At 74.4% G+C, this 15,758-nt stretch carries 17 protein-coding genes; 8 read left to right on the forward strand and 9 right to left on the reverse strand.

The window, feature by feature from the left end:
* Positions 1–25: 25 nt before the first annotated feature.
* Positions 26–1,483: an FG-GAP and VCBS repeat-containing protein gene (locus CP969_RS18425; RefSeq protein WP_016825656.1), complete on the reverse strand. Its 1,458-nt coding sequence runs from the start codon at positions 1,481–1,483 to the stop codon at positions 26–28.
* A 253-nt stretch (positions 1,484–1,736) separates the two neighbouring features.
* Here CP969_RS18425 and CP969_RS18430 point away from each other — a divergent pair, with 253 nt between their 5' ends.
* Together CP969_RS18430 and CP969_RS18435 are read left to right on the forward strand one after the other, a co-directional pair.
* On the forward strand, positions 1,737–2,510 hold the full coding sequence (locus CP969_RS18430; RefSeq protein WP_039831067.1) for a methyltransferase domain-containing protein: 774 nt from the start codon (positions 1,737–1,739) through the stop codon (positions 2,508–2,510).
* Between the two features lie 279 nt (positions 2,511–2,789).
* A complete protein-coding gene (locus CP969_RS18435; RefSeq protein WP_004986463.1) occupies positions 2,790–3,698 on the forward strand; it encodes a phosphorothioated DNA-binding restriction endonuclease in 909 nt (302 codons plus the stop codon).
* On the opposite strand, the gene CP969_RS18440 is transcribed toward CP969_RS18435, so the two are convergent.
* Together CP969_RS18440 and CP969_RS18445 are read right to left on the reverse strand one after the other, a co-directional pair.
* Positions 3,687–4,184 carry an HAD domain-containing protein gene (locus tag CP969_RS18440; RefSeq protein ID WP_016825652.1) on the reverse strand — a complete coding sequence of 166 codons (498 nt, stop codon included), beginning with the start codon at positions 4,182–4,184 and terminating at the stop codon, positions 3,687–3,689. The two genes, CP969_RS18435 and CP969_RS18440, sit on opposite strands and share 12 nt — an antisense overlap.
* A 12-nt stretch (positions 4,185–4,196) precedes the next feature.
* Entirely contained in the window at positions 4,197–4,664 is a 468-nt protein-coding gene (locus CP969_RS18445; protein ID WP_078495387.1) for a DUF2000 domain-containing protein, read from the reverse strand.
* Between CP969_RS18445 and CP969_RS18450 the strand changes: the two genes are divergently transcribed.
* Positions 4,663–5,478 carry a helix-turn-helix domain-containing protein gene (locus CP969_RS18450; protein ID WP_016825650.1) on the forward strand — a complete coding sequence of 272 codons (816 nt, stop codon included), beginning with the start codon at positions 4,663–4,665 and terminating at the stop codon, positions 5,476–5,478. The two genes, CP969_RS18445 and CP969_RS18450, sit on opposite strands and share 2 nt — an antisense overlap.
* An 11-nt stretch (positions 5,479–5,489) precedes the next feature.
* Here CP969_RS18450 and CP969_RS18455 read toward each other — a convergent pair whose 3' ends face one another.
* A complete protein-coding gene (locus CP969_RS18455) occupies positions 5,490–6,023 on the reverse strand; it encodes a type III secretion system chaperone family protein (RefSeq protein ID WP_016825649.1) in 534 nt (177 codons plus the stop codon).
* Positions 6,016–7,356, reverse strand: a complete 1,341-nt coding sequence (gene mshA / locus CP969_RS18460) for a D-inositol-3-phosphate glycosyltransferase (protein WP_016825648.1) — start codon at positions 7,354–7,356, stop codon at positions 6,016–6,018. The genes CP969_RS18455 and mshA overlap by 8 nt, the downstream gene beginning before the upstream one ends.
* A 367-nt stretch (positions 7,357–7,723) precedes the next feature.
* Between mshA and CP969_RS18465 the strand changes: the two genes are divergently transcribed.
* From CP969_RS18465 to CP969_RS18475, 3 genes are all read left to right on the forward strand, one after another.
* Entirely contained in the window at positions 7,724–8,515 is a 792-nt protein-coding gene (locus CP969_RS18465; RefSeq protein WP_004986455.1) for a class I SAM-dependent methyltransferase, read from the forward strand.
* Between the two features lie 217 nt (positions 8,516–8,732).
* Complete coding sequence (locus CP969_RS18470; RefSeq protein WP_016825647.1) at positions 8,733–9,809, forward strand: C40 family peptidase; 1,077 nt, start codon at positions 8,733–8,735, stop codon at positions 9,807–9,809.
* 520 nt (positions 9,810–10,329) lie between these two features.
* The gene (locus tag CP969_RS18475; protein ID WP_016825646.1) at positions 10,330–11,718 is read left to right on the forward strand and encodes a PP2C family protein-serine/threonine phosphatase; all 1,389 of its coding nucleotides are present in this window, start codon (positions 10,330–10,332) and stop codon (positions 11,716–11,718) included.
* Between the two features lie 33 nt (positions 11,719–11,751).
* Here CP969_RS18475 and CP969_RS18480 read toward each other — a convergent pair whose 3' ends face one another.
* The 3 genes from CP969_RS18480 to CP969_RS33265 form a co-directional block, all read right to left on the reverse strand.
* Positions 11,752–12,084 carry a DUF2516 family protein gene (locus CP969_RS18480; RefSeq protein ID WP_078495521.1) on the reverse strand — a complete coding sequence of 111 codons (333 nt, stop codon included), beginning with the start codon at positions 12,082–12,084 and terminating at the stop codon, positions 11,752–11,754.
* Positions 12,085–12,222: 138 nt separating this feature from the next.
* Positions 12,223–12,876, reverse strand: coding sequence for a hypothetical protein (locus CP969_RS18485; RefSeq protein ID WP_016825645.1), 654 nt, complete (start codon positions 12,874–12,876; stop codon positions 12,223–12,225).
* A gap of 77 nt (positions 12,877–12,953) precedes the next feature.
* Positions 12,954–13,559 (reverse strand): helix-turn-helix domain-containing protein, encoded by a 606-nt coding sequence (locus CP969_RS33265; RefSeq protein WP_016825644.1) that lies wholly within the window; start codon positions 13,557–13,559, stop codon positions 12,954–12,956.
* 152 nt (positions 13,560–13,711) lie between these two features.
* Here CP969_RS33265 and CP969_RS18495 point away from each other — a divergent pair, with 152 nt between their 5' ends.
* On the forward strand, positions 13,712–14,632 hold the full coding sequence (locus CP969_RS18495) for a GNAT family N-acetyltransferase (protein ID WP_016825643.1): 921 nt from the start codon (positions 13,712–13,714) through the stop codon (positions 14,630–14,632).
* Positions 14,629–15,222 (forward strand): DinB family protein, encoded by a 594-nt coding sequence (locus CP969_RS18500; protein WP_004986441.1) that lies wholly within the window; start codon positions 14,629–14,631, stop codon positions 15,220–15,222. The genes CP969_RS18495 and CP969_RS18500 overlap by 4 nt, the downstream gene beginning before the upstream one ends.
* Before the next feature lie 43 nt (positions 15,223–15,265).
* Here the strand turns inward: CP969_RS18500 and CP969_RS18505 are convergent, their stop codons facing one another.
* Positions 15,266–15,727, reverse strand: coding sequence for a GNAT family N-acetyltransferase (locus CP969_RS18505; protein WP_004986440.1), 462 nt, complete (start codon positions 15,725–15,727; stop codon positions 15,266–15,268).
* Positions 15,728–15,758: the final 31 nt, after the last annotated feature.

Here is a 15,758-nt window from a genome sequence, read left to right on the forward strand (position 1 = left end):
CCGCGGGGCCGGCGGTCCCGGTCCGTCAGTACGGGAAGGGCCCTCCGAGGGTCTTGTACGACAGCTTGAGCGAGTTCACCGTGAACGACTTCGACCCGGTGCCGGTGGTGCCGGTCTTCGAACCCTTCAGCAGGTGGACCAGGCCCCAACGGGTGTTGTCCAACTGGTCGTTCGTGTCGACGACCAGGTCGGCGCGGCCGTCGCGGGTGTAGTCGGTGAGCTTGAGGCTCTGGCCGAAGCAGTCGTCGTTCTCGACCGCGCCCGTGATGCCGGAGGTGTTCTGGTGGTACGTCTTGGCCCCGGTGCCGGACAGGCCGCCCGCGCGGCCGAGCAGGACCGTGACCATGCCGCCCCGCCGCTTGCCCTCCAGGTCCTCGCCCGGAGCGCCGACGGCCAGGTCCGCGTACCCGTCCCCGTTGACGTCGCCGGCCGCGATGGCCGCGCCGAAGTGGTCCTCCTTCTCCGAGGCGCCGGGCACGCCCGCCGTGTCCTGCGTGAACTTCACCGGCTTGCGTGAGGCGTTCGGGCCGGAGGAACCGCCGTAGTGGACCGTGACGTAGCCGCGTTCTCCGTCCGGCCGCTCGTAGCCGCGGCCGATGGCGAGGTCGCCGTAGCTGTCCTTGTCGAAGTCGCCGATGGCGGTGACGGGGCCGCCGCCGATCTGGTGGCCGCCGTCGTCCGGTACGCGTATCTCGTGCGCGCGCCGGGCGAAGGAGCTGCCGCCGCGGTGGAAGAAGGCGCTCAGGTCGACGTCGTCACGGCCGTCCTGGAGGTCGTCGCCGAGGATGTACAGGTCGGTGGCGGTGCCCGCGTCGACCCGGCCCGCCGCCAGTTGGGAGGCGTTCAGGTAGCCGTAGTCGCCGCCGAGGGACTGCCAGCCGCTCTTTCCGCCGGTGCGGGTGAAGGGGCCCTTGAGGAGAACCACGCCGGCCCGGCTGGAGCTGATCGCGGCCAGGTCCTGGTCGCCGTCGCCGTCGAAGTCACCGGCCACGACGTCCAGCCCGAACCGGTCGCCGGAGCCCGCGTACTCCGGCGCGATGGGCGAGTGGAAGACGGTGCCCGAGCCGAGCCCCTTGGCCCCGCCCCAGACGACGGTCAGTCCTCCGCGCCCCCAGATGTCGCCGACGGTCTCGCCCGGAGAGGCGACGACCAGGTCGGCGTAACCGTCGCGGTCGAGGTCGGCGCTGGTCGCGGCGAACCCCCAGTCGTCGCCCTCCTCCACCGCGCCGGGTATGCCGGGCGAGTCCTGGTGGATCGTCTGGACGCGCGTTCCGGGGCCGGTGGACGTGCCGTAGACGACGGTGACCCGGCCGTCCTTGCCGTGCGTCCCGCCGAGCATGACGAAGTCGCGGTAGCCGTCGCCGTTGAAGTCGTCGGCGAGCTTGGCGGGGGCCGCGGCCGCCGTGGGAGCGGTGAGGAAGGGGGCGCAGACCGCTGCCGCGAGGGCGACCGCGGCGGCGAGGACGGTGCGTGGGGTGCGCATGACTCTCCGTTGTCCAGGAAGGGTGCCGCAGGTGCCTGCAACTGCGATCTCGCGATCTCGGACACGTACGCGTGCTCGATGGTTGTAGGGCGGAGGGCACTTCCCGTGGCGGGTTGCTCATGGGCTCCTGCTTCGGTTTCTTCGTCTTCCTGGAGCGGCTTCGGCAGCGTCGGCTCGAGCGGCTGGGGACGGAGGACGGGGGACGGGTCTCGAACAGGCGGTGATCCGCGAGGGGAGTGGTTGACTGGCCCGCATGTCGACGACTCTCGGTGTGCCCCGACCCGACCAGGCCTCCTACATGCTGCGGGCCGCCGCCGGTGACGCCGGCCGGGCGTACAAGCGGCAGATGCTCGACCTGTTGGACATCCGGGCGGGTCACACCGTCCTGGACGCGGGGTGCGGCCCCGGCACGGATCTGCCGGCGCTGGCGGAACGCGTCGGGGACGGGGGCACCGTGATCGGTGTGGACCGTGATCCGGCCATGCTGGAGCGGGCCCGGGCGCGCACGGAGGGCCTGCGCCGGGTGGAGCTCCGCGAAGGGGACGTCCACGCGCTCCCCGTGGAGCCGGGGACGATGGACCGGGCCAAGATCGACCGCGTCCTGATGCACGTCGACGACCCCGCGGAGGTGCTCGCCCAGCTCCACCGCGCCACCCGGCCGGGCGCCCGGGTCGGCCTGGCCGAACCCGACTGGGACACCCTGATCGTCGACGCCGAGGACCTCGACACCAGCCGCGCCTTCACCCGGTACACCACGGCGGAGGTGGTCCGCAACGCGACCGTCGGGCGCGGTCTCGTACGCCTCGCCGAACGGGCGGGCTTCCGCGTCGAGGCCGTGCACGCCACCACACCGGTCTTCCGTGACTTCCAGGAGGCGGACCACACCCTGGGGCTGGGCCGCAACCTGCAGAAGGCCATCGACGGGGGCCACATCGACCGGGACCGCGGCCACCGCTGGTTCGCGGGCCTCTCCCAGGGGCCGTTCTACGCGTCGTTCACGCTCGTCGGCGTGGTCTGCTCCCGCTGAGCCGGCCGGCCCCGCGGACCGTGGGGGCGCTGTCGGCCTTCCGTCGGAGTCGCCCTTCCGTCCGAGTCGGCCTTCCGTCGGAGTCGCCCTTCAGCCGGAGTCGTCCTTCGGCCGGAACGGGAACGGCTCCTTGACGTCCGACGGCGGCCTTCGTCGTCCTTCCCCGCAGCGGCTTCGTGACGCGTAGCCGCTGCGGGCGGCCGGCCGGAGCACTCGGGCACCGTGCGTGGTCAACCTGCGATCCGGCCGCCCGCCGGGCCACCGTTACGCTCACCGGTCATGAACTGGGTCGAGCGCGCAACGGAGTTGAGGCAGTGGAGCAGGAGCGGGGTCCGGGCCCCGCACAAGCCGTTGCTGCTGCTGTACGCCCTCGGCCGGTTCCGGAGGGACGCCGAGGGGGAGCTGGTCTACAGCGCGGTCGAGGAGGACCTGAAGCGGCTGCTGGCCGAGTACGGTCCGCCCCGTCCGACCACGCCCGCCTACCCGTTCCACCACCTGGTCGGTGACGGGGTGTGGGAGGTGCGCAGCGACCGGGGGTCCGGCAGTCCGGGGACCGGCGTGCGGGAGCTGCGGGCGACGAACGCCACCGGGCGGCTCGCGCCGGAGTTGCGGACGGCGCTGAGGAGGGAGCCGGCCCTGCTCGGACGCATGGTGCGGGCGCTGCTCGACGCGAACTTCCCGCCCTCGCTCCACTCCGACCTGTGCGAAGCCGTCGGGTTGGGGCCGGAACCGGCGGAGGCCGAGCCGCTCCCGTCCTCCCGCGGGCAGCAGCGGGACCGCCGGATGCGGGAGAAGGTGCTGACCGCGTACGAGCACCGGTGCGCCTTCTGCGGCTACGACGGCCGGATCGGGAGCGTGTCCGTCGGGCTGGAGGCGGCGCACGTGCGCTGGTGGGCGTTCGACGGCCCGGACGACGTCGACAACGGGCTGTGCCTGTGCTCGTTGCACCACAAGCTCTTCGACAAGGGTGTCCTCGGGGTCGGCGAGAGCCACCGCATCCTGGTCTCGCAGCGCTTCGTCGGGCACGGTGCCGCGGCCCGCGCGCAGGTCACCGAGCTCTCCGGGCGGCCCCTCATCGGTCCGCAGCCGGGGGCCGCCCCCGTCGCGGCGCCGCACCGCGCCTGGCACCTCGCGCAGGTGTTCCAGGGCGACCCGCGTCCGGCCCGCGCCGACTCGTCAACGGGGTGAACGGGGTGAACGGGCGCGCAGCCACTCCTCCGTCGCCGTGAAGTCCTCCTCCGTCAGCCCCCTCGCCGGATCCACCCGGAGCAACAGCGCCGGCGCCGGGTGGGCCGCCTCGATCCACAGCCGGTCCACCGGGCCGATCTCGTCGTCCAGCCAGACGAACGGGCGGTGCCCGGCCCACTCCGACAGGGGGCGCGTCTTCCAGTGGAGGCCGCGCGGGGCGGGCGCGTCGTCCTCCGGCCGGCTCACCACCGGCAGCCTCGGCAGGCCGAGGCGCGGGGCGATCGTGTCGTTCGCCCCGTGCCACCAGGTCGTCGCCCACACCAGGTCGCAGGGCAGGGCGAGCAGGCGCGGGCCCACCGCGGGGTCGAGACGGCCCAGCAGGGGGTTCCCCTCGTGCGTGAGCGGCTCCCGCGCGGCCTCCCCGAAGGGGATCAGCGGGCCGTCCACGTCCAGGAAGAGGAGCGGGCGAGGCGGTGGGAGCGGCATGCGCCCACCGTCTCACGGATGCATCCGCGCCCCCTTGAGGACCTTGTCCACCGCGTTCCTCGGGCCGTACACCGCCAGGCCGACCAGGTCCAGGTCCGGTGTGCCCACGGCCCGGACCGCCGCGCGGTTGGCCTCGTCGTGGCCGGTGGCGAACAGGTCGCCGGTGAAGACCGCGCGCGGCAGGGCGCGGGAGAGGGCGCGCGCGTGGGCCGCCTTCAGGGTCTCCTTGGCGCCCTCGAAGACCAGCACCGGCTGGCGGAACATCGGCAGGTAGGGCACCCGGTCCGCGTCCTCGTACGGTTCCCCGATCACCTCGGGGAGGCGGGTGCCCAGGCCGCTGACCAGGAAGGCGGTGACGTTGAGGCGCTGCCAGGTCTCCAGGTCCTCGCGCAGCAGGACGGCGATCTTCGTGTCGAAGCGTGTGCTCATGCCCCGAGACTGCCGATCGGGGCGCGCAGGCGTCTTGTACGTTGTTTGCATGGCCGCAGAGCGTTCCGGCTCCGGGCGGACCGTCTCCGCCTGGCGGCCCGGTCTCCCGGGTGTCGTCGAGGTCTTCCACGCCCGCTTCACCGAGTACGCCTACCCGATGCACGTCCACGACGCCTGGACGCTGCTGATCGTCGACGACGGCGCCGTGCGGTACGACCTCGACCGGCACGAGCACGGCACCCCGCACGACACCGTGTCCGTGCTGCCGCCGCACGTCCCCCACAACGGCTCCCCCGCCACCTCCGGCGGCTTCCGCAAGCGGGTGCTCTACCTCGACGGCACCCACCTCGGGGACGATCTCATCGGGGCCGCCGTCGACCGGCCCGACCTGCGCGACCCCCTGCTGCGGCGGCGGGTCGGGCAGGTGCACGCCGCGCTCGTGCGGCCCGGCGACGAACTGGAGGCCGAGAGCCGGCTGACGCTCGTCGGGGAGCGGCTGCGCGCGCACCTGCGGTCCCGGGACGCCGCCGCGGGGACGCCCCGGCGGGACCCCGTCCTCGCCCGGCGGCTGCGCGAGCTGCTCGACGAGCGGGTCGTGGAGGGGATCGGGCTGCGGGAGGCCGCCGCGCTGCTGTCCGCCCATCCCGCGCACCTGGTACGGGCGTTCAGCGGCGCCTACGGCATCGCGCCGCACCAGTACCTGATGTCCCGCCGGGTGGGCCGCGCCCGGCGGCTGCTCCTGGAGGGGCGGTCGCCGAGCGGGGTCGCGGTCGCCACCGGGTTCTACGACCAGGCCCACCTCACCCGCCACTTCCGGAAGCTGGTCGGGGTCACGCCGGGCCGTTACCGCGCGGGGGGCCGGTAGCCCCGCGGCGGCTACTCGTCCGGGGAGGCGTCCGAGGAGGGGCGCCGCAGCAGGTGGGTGAACGCGTCCAGGTTGCGGGTCGACTCGCCGCGCGACACCCGCCAGGCGTACTCCTTGCGGATCGCGGAGGCGAAGCCGAGTTCCAGGAGCGTGTTGAAGCTGCCGTCGGCGGCCTCCAGGACCTGGCCGAGGAGGCGGTCGAGTTCGTCCGGGGTGGCGGCGGACAGCGGGAGGCGGCCGGTGACGTAGATGTCGCCGAGCGGGTCGACGGCGTAACTCACGCCGAAGAGCTTGAGGTTGCGCTCCAGCAGCCAGCGGTGGACGGCGGCCTCGTTCTCGTCGGGGTGGCGGATGACGAAGGCGTTGAGGGAGAGCGTGTGCCGGCCGACGATCAGGGAGACCGTCGTGGACAGCTTCCGGGTGCCGGGGAGCTTCACGACGTAGGTGCCGGACGCGGGGCTCTCCCAGTCGAGTTCGGCGTCCTTCAGTACGTCCTCGACGGTCCGTGCCGCCCGCTGCTCTGCTTCCGCTGCCGTGTCAGCCATGGTGGGAGCGTACGTGACGGCGGTGCGCCTGCGTCGCGGCCGTGTAGACGTCGGCCGTGGCGGCGGCCGCGGTGTCCCAGCCGAAGAACTGGGCGTGCCGGGCGGCGGCCTCGCCCATCCGGTCGGTGAGGTGCGGGTGGTCGGCGAAGTCGCGCAGCACGCGCGCGTAGGCGGCGGGGTCGTGGCCCTGGACCAGGAAGCCGGTGTGCCCGTCCCGCACGGCCACCGGGAGGCCGCCGACCGCGGCGGCGAGCACCGGGGTGCCGGCCGCCTGCGCCTCTATGGCGACCAGGCCGAACGACTCGCTGTAGGACGGCATGACGAGGACGGACGCCGCGCGGAACCAGTCCGCGAGCTGCTCCTGCCCGACCGGCGGGCGGAACCGTACGACGTCCGCGATGCCGAGGCGCGCGGCGAGCTTCTGCAGGCCCTCGGGCTTGGCGAGGCCGCTGCCGCTGGGGCCGCCGACCACGGGGACGCAGATCCGCGTGCGCAGCTCGGGGCGCTCGTCGAGCAGGACGGCGACCGCGCGCAGCAGCACGTCCGGCGCTTTGAGCGGCTGGATGCGGCCGGCGAAGAGCGGGATCAGCGCGTCCTGCGGCAGGCCCAGGCGGGCGCGGGCGGCGGCGCGTCCGTCGGCGGGGCGGAAGCGGGTCAGGTTCACGCCGGGGTGCACGACGGCGACCTTGCCGGGGTCGGCGGCGTAGTGCCGGACGAGTTCGTCCGCCTCCTCGGTGGTGTTGGCGATCAGCCGGTCGGCGGCGTCGACGATCTGGGTCTCGCCGATGACGCGGGCGGCGGGCTCGGGCGTGTCGCCGACGGCCAGGTTGGCGTTCTTGACCTTGGCCATGGTGTGCATGGCGTGCACCAGGGGGACGCCCCAGCGCTGGGCGGCGAGCCAGCCGACGTGGCCGGAGAGCCAGTAGTGGGAGTGGACCAGGTCGTAGTGGCCGGGGCGGTGGCCGGCCCACGCCTGCATCACGCCGTGGGTGAAGGCGCACAGCTGGGCGGGCAGGTCCTCTTTGGCGAGCCCCTCGTAGGGGCCGGCGTCGACGTGCCGGACGAGGACGCCGGGGGCCAGCTCGACGGTGGGCGGGAGGGCGGCGGCGGTCGCGCGGGTGAAGATCTCCACCTCGATGTCGATCGCGGCGAGGCGCTGCGCGAGTTCCACGATGTAGACGTTCATGCCGCCGGCGTCGCCGGTGCCCGGCTGGTGGAGCGGGGAGGTGTGCACGGAGAGCATCGCCACGCGGCGGGGCTGCCTGCGGTGCAGTCGCAGCCGCGGGGGTGCCCCCGGGGGGCGCCGCCCGAGCCTCGCGATGTACTGGCTCACGTGGCGTTCCTCCTCGCTGCGGGCATGACGGTCGGTGGGCCCGGCGGCCCCGTGGGGGGACAACGCGGAAGGCTCTGTTCCCATTTCCAGACGCCCCCGGCGGACCGGTTCTTTACCGAATCATTACCGGTCATCGCTCAACCGTTCGAGAGCGGGGCGCGTGGTGGCGGCATCCGCGGCGGGGCGTGGGGCGGTGGCGTCCGCGACGGGGTGCGTGGCGGTGGGCGTCCGCGGCGGCCCGTGCGGTGCGGTGTCCCCGACGGGGCGCCCGGACCGTTCCGGGTACCCGCATACCCTCGTACCCATGACGCCCCGCACCGCCTCCCTCCCCCACCCTCGGCTTCCCTCGAGCGGGGGGAGCCCCGTCGTGGGCACGGTGACGCGCGGGACGACCAACCCCAACCGGCTGCGCCGCATGGACCGCTGGATCGCGGCCGTGCACGGCGCGGAACTGCGCCGCGCGGCCGATCCCGTCGCCGTCGACCTCGGCTACGGCGCGGCCCCCTGGACGGCGGTCGAACTGCTGCACCGCCTGCGCACCGCGGCGCCCCGCGCACGCGTGGTGGGCGTCGAGATCGAACCGGCCCGGGTCGCGGCCGCGCGGCCGTACGAGCGCGACGGGCTGGCCTTCCGGCACGGCGGCTTCGAGGTACCGGTCTCCGGACGGCCGCTGCTGGTCCGCGCGGCGAACGTGCTGCGCCAGTACGACGAGACGGAGGTCGCCGCCGTGTGGCGGCGGCTGTGCGCGCGGCTGGCGCCGGCCGACCCGGCGACGGGCTCGCGCGGCGGGCTGCTGGTCGAGGGGACCTGCGACGAGATCGGACGCCGGCACGTGTGGGTCGCCCTCGGCCCGGAGGGACCGCGCACGGTCACCTTCGCGACCCGGCTGGGCTCGCTGCAGCGCCCCTCGGACCTGGCGGAACGCCTGCCGAAGGCGCTCATCCACCGCAACGTCCCCGGCGAGCCGGTGCACGCCTTCCTGCGCGACTTCGACCGCGCCTGGGCCGCCGCCGCGCCCTACGCCGCGTACGGCGCCCGGCAGCGCTGGATCCGGACGGTACGGGACCTCGCGGCCCACTGGCCGGTGACGGACGGGCCGGCGCGATGGCGGCAGGGGGAGGTCACGGTGCGCTGGGAGGCACTGGCGCCGCGGGGCTGACCCGGCGGCAGGGGCGCCGGCGGCCCGGACGGCACGCGGGGCGCCGACACACGGGCGACGGGCACGATCTCCGTGCGTCGTTCGTCACACCGGCAGGATGATCGCCATGCCGGAAGAGAACAGCGGAAAGTACGAGGTCTGTCGTTTCGCGCGCCGACGTGGCAGCATCCCGGACGACCGGATGTTACTGGCGATTAACCAGTCGGGGGGCGGAGCCATGCGGACGGGCAGGCGCGGGCTGATCACGGCGGCCGTGACCGTGGTCTGTGCGGTCGTGGTGCTGGCCGCACCGGGTACGGCGTTCGCGGACCCCGCTCCCCCGCCGCCCCCGAGCGCGAGCACCCCGGCCACCACCGACGAGGAGCTCGAAGCCGTCCGCAAGAAGCTCGACGCGCTCTACCGCGCGGCGGCCGTCGCCACCGACGAGTACAACGACGCCGAGGAGAAGGCGGAGAAGCAGTCCGCCGAGATCGTCCGGCTGGCCAAGAAGATCGCCGAGGGCCGGGAGCGGCTGGAGGACCTGAAGGAGCGCGCGGGCGCCGCGGCCGCCGCCCAGTACCGCGGCGGCGGGCTGCCGCCCGAAGCGCACCTGATGCTGAGCGAGGACCCGCAGGACTTCCTGAACGGCGCGGGGCTGGTGCGCCAGGGCGAGCACGCGACCCAGGGGCTGCTCGGCGAACTGACCCGGGTGCAGCAGGACTTGGAGCAGTACGCCGAGGACGCCGACGCGCAGTGGCGCAAGCTGGAGGCGGGCCGCAAGGCCAAGGCCAAGGCGCAGAAGAAGATCGAGCAGCAGATCGAGGCGGCCGAGGAGCTCGAGGCGGAACTGGAGAAGGAGGAGCGGGAGCGCCTGGCCCTGCTGGAGGAGCAGGCCGCCCGGCAGGCGCAGGCCACCTGGCTGAGCTCCGGCATCCTCGACGAGATCCGGGGCAAGGCGACCGCCCGGGGCAAGGAGGCCGTCGCGTACGCCACCGCGCAGATCGGCAAGCCGTACCAGTGGGGCGCCGAGGGCCCGAAGGCGTACGACTGCTCGGGGCTGACCTCGCAGGCCTGGGCGTCGGCGGGGCTGGGCATCCCGCGCACCTCGCAGGCGCAGTGGCGGCAGCTGGAGAAGGTCGACGTCGAGGACATGCGGCCCGGCGACCTCATCATCTACTTCGGCGACGCCAGCCACGTCGGGATGTACATCGGGGACGGCTCCGTCGTGCACGCCCCGCGCCCGGGGCGGTCGGTGACGATCGCGGGGGCCGGGTCGATGCCGATCCTCGGAGTGGTGCGCCCGGACGCGGACTGAGCGGCGGGGCCGGCGCCGCCCCGTCGGCGGCCCGGGCCGCCGGACCGCGCGATCCGGACACGTGCCCCGGACGTACGATCCGACCCGCGTGATCCCGCCCACACGGCCCGCGTGATCCCGCCCACACGGCCCGCGTGATCCCGCCCACACGGCCTGCGTGATCCGGCCCCCGCGGCCCGTCCGCGTACCCGCCCCGCTTGATCCGGCCCCCGCGGCCCGCCCGCGTGTCCCGACCGCGTGACCCGGCCCACGTGGATCTTGCCGCCGCTCCCCCGCGGGCGTGACGTTCGTCATCCCCTCGGCGCCTTCGGCCTGTCCAACTGCGGTAGCAAAAGCGGCATATGACAGTGGCCGATGGCCGACCGATGTACGTCACACCATTCCGCTGCGGCGCCGTCACCCGCTATCGTCCCGGATCGAAAAGGGGCATCCCCCGCTCGCACGGAGGTGCGAGCCCAGGGAAGGGCCGAGATCCCTCGCCCCCACCGTGCCCTCGGGGGGAGGGAAGGAACCCGGAAGCATGCCCGCACCCGTACCGCGGCAGAGAGCGATTCCGGCCGCGGAAAGCGGTCAGGCGCCGGCCGCGCCGCCGAACGGCGGCTCCGTCCAGGACTCCGCGGAGGCCCTGGCGGCGGCCCCGTGCACGACGGCCCCGTCCGAGAACGCCGCCGCCCCGTCCGAGAACGCCACGGCCCCGGCCGGGACCGCGCCGGACCGGGCCGAGACGGCCGTCCCCACCAACCTCACCCTGCTGCTGATCGAGGACGACCCCGGCGGCTCGCCGATCGTGCCGGACCTGCTCGACCAGGCCGGCAAGCCGATCCGCGTCCGCACCGCCCGCAACCTCACCGAGGCCGAGCGGCTGCTCACCGACGACGTCCACTGCATCCTGCTGGACCTGGCGCTGCCCGCGCCCGGCCGGGCGGGCGGCGACGACGACGAGCTCGCCGTGCTCCAGCACGTGCTGGAGCTGGCGCCCCGGCACGCCGTCCTCGCGCTCACCTCGGCCGACGACACCGAGCGCGGCGCGGAGGCGGTACGGGTGGGCGCCCAGGACTACCTCGTCCGCGACGAACTGGACGGCCGGCTGCTGAGCCGGGCGATCCGCTACGCGGTGGAGCGCAAGCGTTCCGACTCCGCCGAGCGGCGGCTCGCCGAGGGCCGGCTCCGCGCCCAGGAGAACGCCCGGCTGGAACGCGGGCTGCTGCCGACCCCGCTGCTGGAGGGCTCCCCGCTCCGCTTCGCCGCCCGCTACCGCCCCGGCCGCTCGCGCGCCCTGCTCGGCGGCGACTTCTACGACGTCGTGCGCACCCCGGACGGCACCGTGCACGCCATGATCGGCGACGTCTGCGGCCACGGCCCGGACGAGGCCGCCCTCGGCGTCGAGCTGCGCATCGCCTGGCGCGCGCTGACCCTGGCGGGGCTGTGCGGCGACGAGCTGCTGGGCACGCTCCAGCAGGTGCTGGAGCACGAACGCGCGGACGACGAGATCTTCGCGACCCTGTGCACGGTCGACATCGCCCCGGACGGCTGCCGGGCCGGCCTGTGCCTGGCCGGCCACCCCTCGCCGCTGCTCGTCCGCCCGGGCCTGCCCGCGCGGCTGCTGCCCTACGACGACAACGGCCCGGCCCTCGGTCTGCTGTCCGGCGCCCGCTGGCCGCGGATGCAGGTGGAGCTGGGCGCCGAGTGGAGCCTGATGCTCTACACCGACGGTCTGATCGAGGGCCGGGTCGGGGACAGCGGGGAGCGGCTCGGCCAGGACGGCATGGTGGACATGGTCCGCCGACAGCTCACCGCGGGGCTGCACGGCGAGGAGCTGCTGCAGGCGGCGGTCAGCGAGGTCCGCGACCTCAACGGCGGCGAGCTGACGGACGACGTGGCGGTCCTGCTGCTGGACCGCGCGCCGTAGCCCGGCCGGCCGGTGTAGGCCGGCGGCTGCTTCCTACCGGCCGCCGTTCCACGGGCCGTACGGGCCGTCGCTGCTGGAGCCCCTGCGGCTGCGCCCGCCACCGGGGAGGCCGCGCAGGGCGGGCCGGACGTCGACCATGTACACGATGGTCGCGATCAGTCCGATGATCGGCAGGAACGACAGGATGTTGAAGATCAGGTTCACCACGAAGGCGAGCCCCAGGATGATCAGCCAGAACGGTTTGGTCTTCTTGTCCGCCGCGCGGTAGGCGTCCTCACGGCGCGTGGCGGCGTCGATCAGCGCGAAACCGCTGAAGAGGATCAGGGCCATGCTCAGCAGCCACATCAACCCCGCGAATCCCTGCATCAGCACTACGTCCACCACCTGACTCGGCTCGTCCCTACGCGGCAACCGTACCCGCAACCGCCGGTCGGCTATCCGGACAACGGGCCGGGCACCGCGAGAGTGCCCGGCCCGTTCCGCCGGCCGGTCCCGTCCCGCCGCTTACTTGGCGGGCGGGGGCGTCTTCTTGGTCGTGGCCTTGCGCTGCGCCGGAGCCTTCTTGGCGGCGGCGGGCTTCCTCACCGCCGCGGGACCGGCCCCGGCGGCCCCGGCGGACCCGGTCCCCGCGGTCCCGGGGGTCGCGGCGGGCCCGGCGTCGCCGGCCGCGGCCGGTTCGGGCCGGGACACGGGCTTCGGTTCGGCGGCCGGCTCCACGGCCACGGCGATGTCCTCGATGCTCTCGGCGGCCTCGCCGCGCCAGGTCCGCACGGCCTGCTCGCCGTGCTCGGCGACCTTCTCGTAGGTCTCCCGGGCCTTGACCGCGTACTCGGCGGCGACACCGACCCCGCGCAGCGCGAGGTCCTGGGCGGTCTCACCGAGCTTCTTCAGGTCGGTGTCGAGGGAGCCGAAGAACTCGCCGACCTTGGCCTGCAGGGTCTCCTGCGTCTCCCGGACCCGGTGGGTCGCCTTCTCCTGGACGGCCTTGGGGTCGGTGTTGCGCACGGCCTCGATGCGGGCGGGGGCCTCGGTGCGCAGCTGGTCCACCAGGACCGGCACCTTCCTGGCCTGCTGCAGGGCCAGGTCGGCGGTGCCGGCCGCGAAGTAGAGCGGGGTCGGGTTGCGGAAGGTCTTGCGCAGGTCGTCGGTGATGGCCATGGTGATGGTCCTCCCGGATTCTGTTTCGGCTGAGGGTTCGTGTGGTCCGCGGCGGGCGGCCGGTGCCCTGGTCCGGCTCAACCGGCCGTCTGCTGCGGATCGGTGTCGCTCCCGCCGGTCGTGCGGGGACGGCGCCCGGCGGACGTGCCGCTCTTGCTGGTGGAGCCACGGCGCCCGGCGGAGGCGCCGCCGCCGGCCGTACGGCTCCGGCGTATCGCCGCGCCGCCGTCCGGGACGTCCTGGACGTCCTCCGCACGGTCGCTCCCGTCGGCGCCGTCGGCCGCCTCGGCCGCGTCGCCCGTCCCGGTCGTCGCCTTCCCGTCCTCGGCTCCGCCGAATCCGTTCTCCTTGCGGAAGGACTCGTAGATCTGGAGCAGCACCTGCTTCTGACGCTCGGTCAGCGTGGGGTCGGCGAGGAGGACGGCCCGCGTCTCGACCTCGTCCCGGTCCCGCTCGGCGTCGAGGATCCCGGCCCGGACGTACAGCGTCTCGGCGGAGATCCGCAGCGCCTTGGCGACCTGCTGCAGCACCTCCGCGCTCGGCTTGCGCAGCCCGCGCTCGATCTGGCTGAGGTACGGATTGGACACCCCGGCGGCATCGGCGAGCTGCCGCAGCGACAACTGCGCGTTGCGCCGCTGCTCGCGCAGGTACTCACCGAGATTGCCGACGTTGAGCGATGCCATGCCTCCACCTTGCCCCACCCTGCTAACTATTGCAAGCATCCGCTTGCAGAAGTGTGCCACCGGGCGCTCCGGGCGGGCGGCGGGCCTGAGTCCGGGGTCCCGCCCTGGCGGAAAACCGCGGGGCACACCCCCGGCATGGGAAAACATGGGGCATGCGATCGGACGACTGGTACCTCACCGAAGACGTCGACGACTTCCTCGCCCGGGCCGGGGACTTCCTGCGCTCGCGGCCCGGCCCGCACGTCATGCAGCTGACCTGGGCCGAGAGGGTGCGAGTGCGGGGGGCGGAGGCGTTCGGCACCGAGGCCCCCGTCTTCGGCGCGCTGGAGCGGGCGGGCGAGGTCCACGCCACCTTCCACCGCCTCCCGCACCGCGGCCTCGGCCCTTCCCCGCTCACGCCCGAGCAGGCCGACTCCCTCGCCGCCCACCTGGCCGCCCTCGGGCACTCCCTCCCCTCCGTCAGCGCGGACCACGGCACCGCCACCGCCTTCGCCGAGGCCTGGCAGCGGCACACCGGCGCGACACCGAGACTCCGCGACACGCGGCTGCGCCTGTACCGCCTCGGCACGCTCGCCCCGCCGCAACCACCGCCGGCGGGCCGGGGCCGCGTCCTGGGCGAGCAGGACCTCGAAGACGTCATGTTCTGGTGCGGCGAGTTCGCCAAGGCCGTCGGGGAGGACGTCGTCATCGACGCCGGCACGTGGGCCGGCACCCGCTTCGCCGACAAGCGCTACACGCTCTGGGAGACCCCGGACGGCACCCCCGTCTCCCTCGCGGGCATGAACCCGTTGATCGGCGGCCAGGTCCAGGTGGACGTCGTCTACACCCCGGCCCACCTGCGCGGGCGCGGCTACGCGGGTGCCGTGACGGCGGAGGTGAGCCGGGCCGCGCTGGCCGCGGGCGCGAGGGACGTCGTGCTGTTCGCGGACCTGTCCAACCCCACCAGCAACGCCCTCTACCAGCGCCTCGGTTACCGCACGCTCGCCGACTGGGCCGTGTACGACTTCGCGCACACCGAAGCCGCGGGCACCGCGCCCGCCCGCCCGGACTCCTCCGACACGGGACGCCCATGACCGCCACCGATCCCCGGGCCGACCTCCGCCTCTGCCTGCAGTCCGCCCGCGACGCCCTGCTGTGGAAGCTCGAAGGGCTCTCGGAGTACGACGTCCGCCGTCCGCTGACGCCGACCGGCACCAACCTCCTGGGCCTGGTGAAGCACGCGGCCGGCGTGGAACTGGGCTACCTCGGCGAGGTCTTCGGCCGCCCCTCCGGCGAGCCGCTGCCCTGGCTGGAGGACGGTGCCGAACCCCACGCGGACATGTGGGCCACCGCCGAGGAGTCACGCGAGCGGATCGTGGAGCTCTACCGCCGGGCGTGGGCGCACGCGGACGCGACGATCGACGCGCTGCCGCCGGACACGGTCGGCAGGGTGCCGTGGTGGCCCGACGGCGAGGACGAGGTGACGCTGCACCGGGCCGTGGTGCGCGTGCTCGCGGACACCCAGCGGCACGCCGGGCACGCCGACATCCTCCGGGAACTCCTGGACGGCTCCGTGGGGATGCGGAAGGACGACGTCGGCGTGCCGCCGGGCGACCCGGCGTGGTGGGAGGCCCACCGCGACCGGCTGGAGCGCGCGGCGCGGGAAGCCGACCGGAACGCGTGACGCCGGGCGCGCCGAGGGCGGCGCGCCCGGGACCGCGCCGCCCTCACCGGTGCCGCTCCACCTCGACGGTCATCAGCGGCAGCGACCGCCCCGCGGCCGCCCCGGACGGCACCAGCCCGACACGGGTGGCGCCCATGGCCCGGTAGAAGGGCTCGGCGTTCGGGTCGGCCTCGAGGCGCAGCCGTTCCAGGCCCAGGGCGCGGGCGACGGCCAGGGCGTGCTCGAAGAGCAGCCGGCCGACCCCTCCGCCGATGGCCGGCGGATCGACGAACAGCATGCCCAGCTCCCCCTCGGGCGGGCCGCCCTCGACGGTGACGAACCCGACCACCCGCCCCCGGTCCTCGGCCACGGCGGTCCGCCGCCGTACGACCTCCCCGGGCCTCAGGGTCAGCTCCTCCCGGCACCGGTCGAGGAACGCCTCGTCGTATCCCCAGTGCGCCTTCGAACGGAGCGCCAGGCGGCTCAGCGCCTCCGCCTCCTCCGGCCGGGCGGCCCTGATCAGCACGGTGTTCTCCCCTCTCCTCGGCGGTCCGGGG

This window comes from Streptomyces viridosporus T7A (assembly GCF_008704515.1).
GTDB classification, from domain to species: domain Bacteria; phylum Actinomycetota; class Actinomycetes; order Streptomycetales; family Streptomycetaceae; genus Streptomyces; species Streptomyces viridosporus.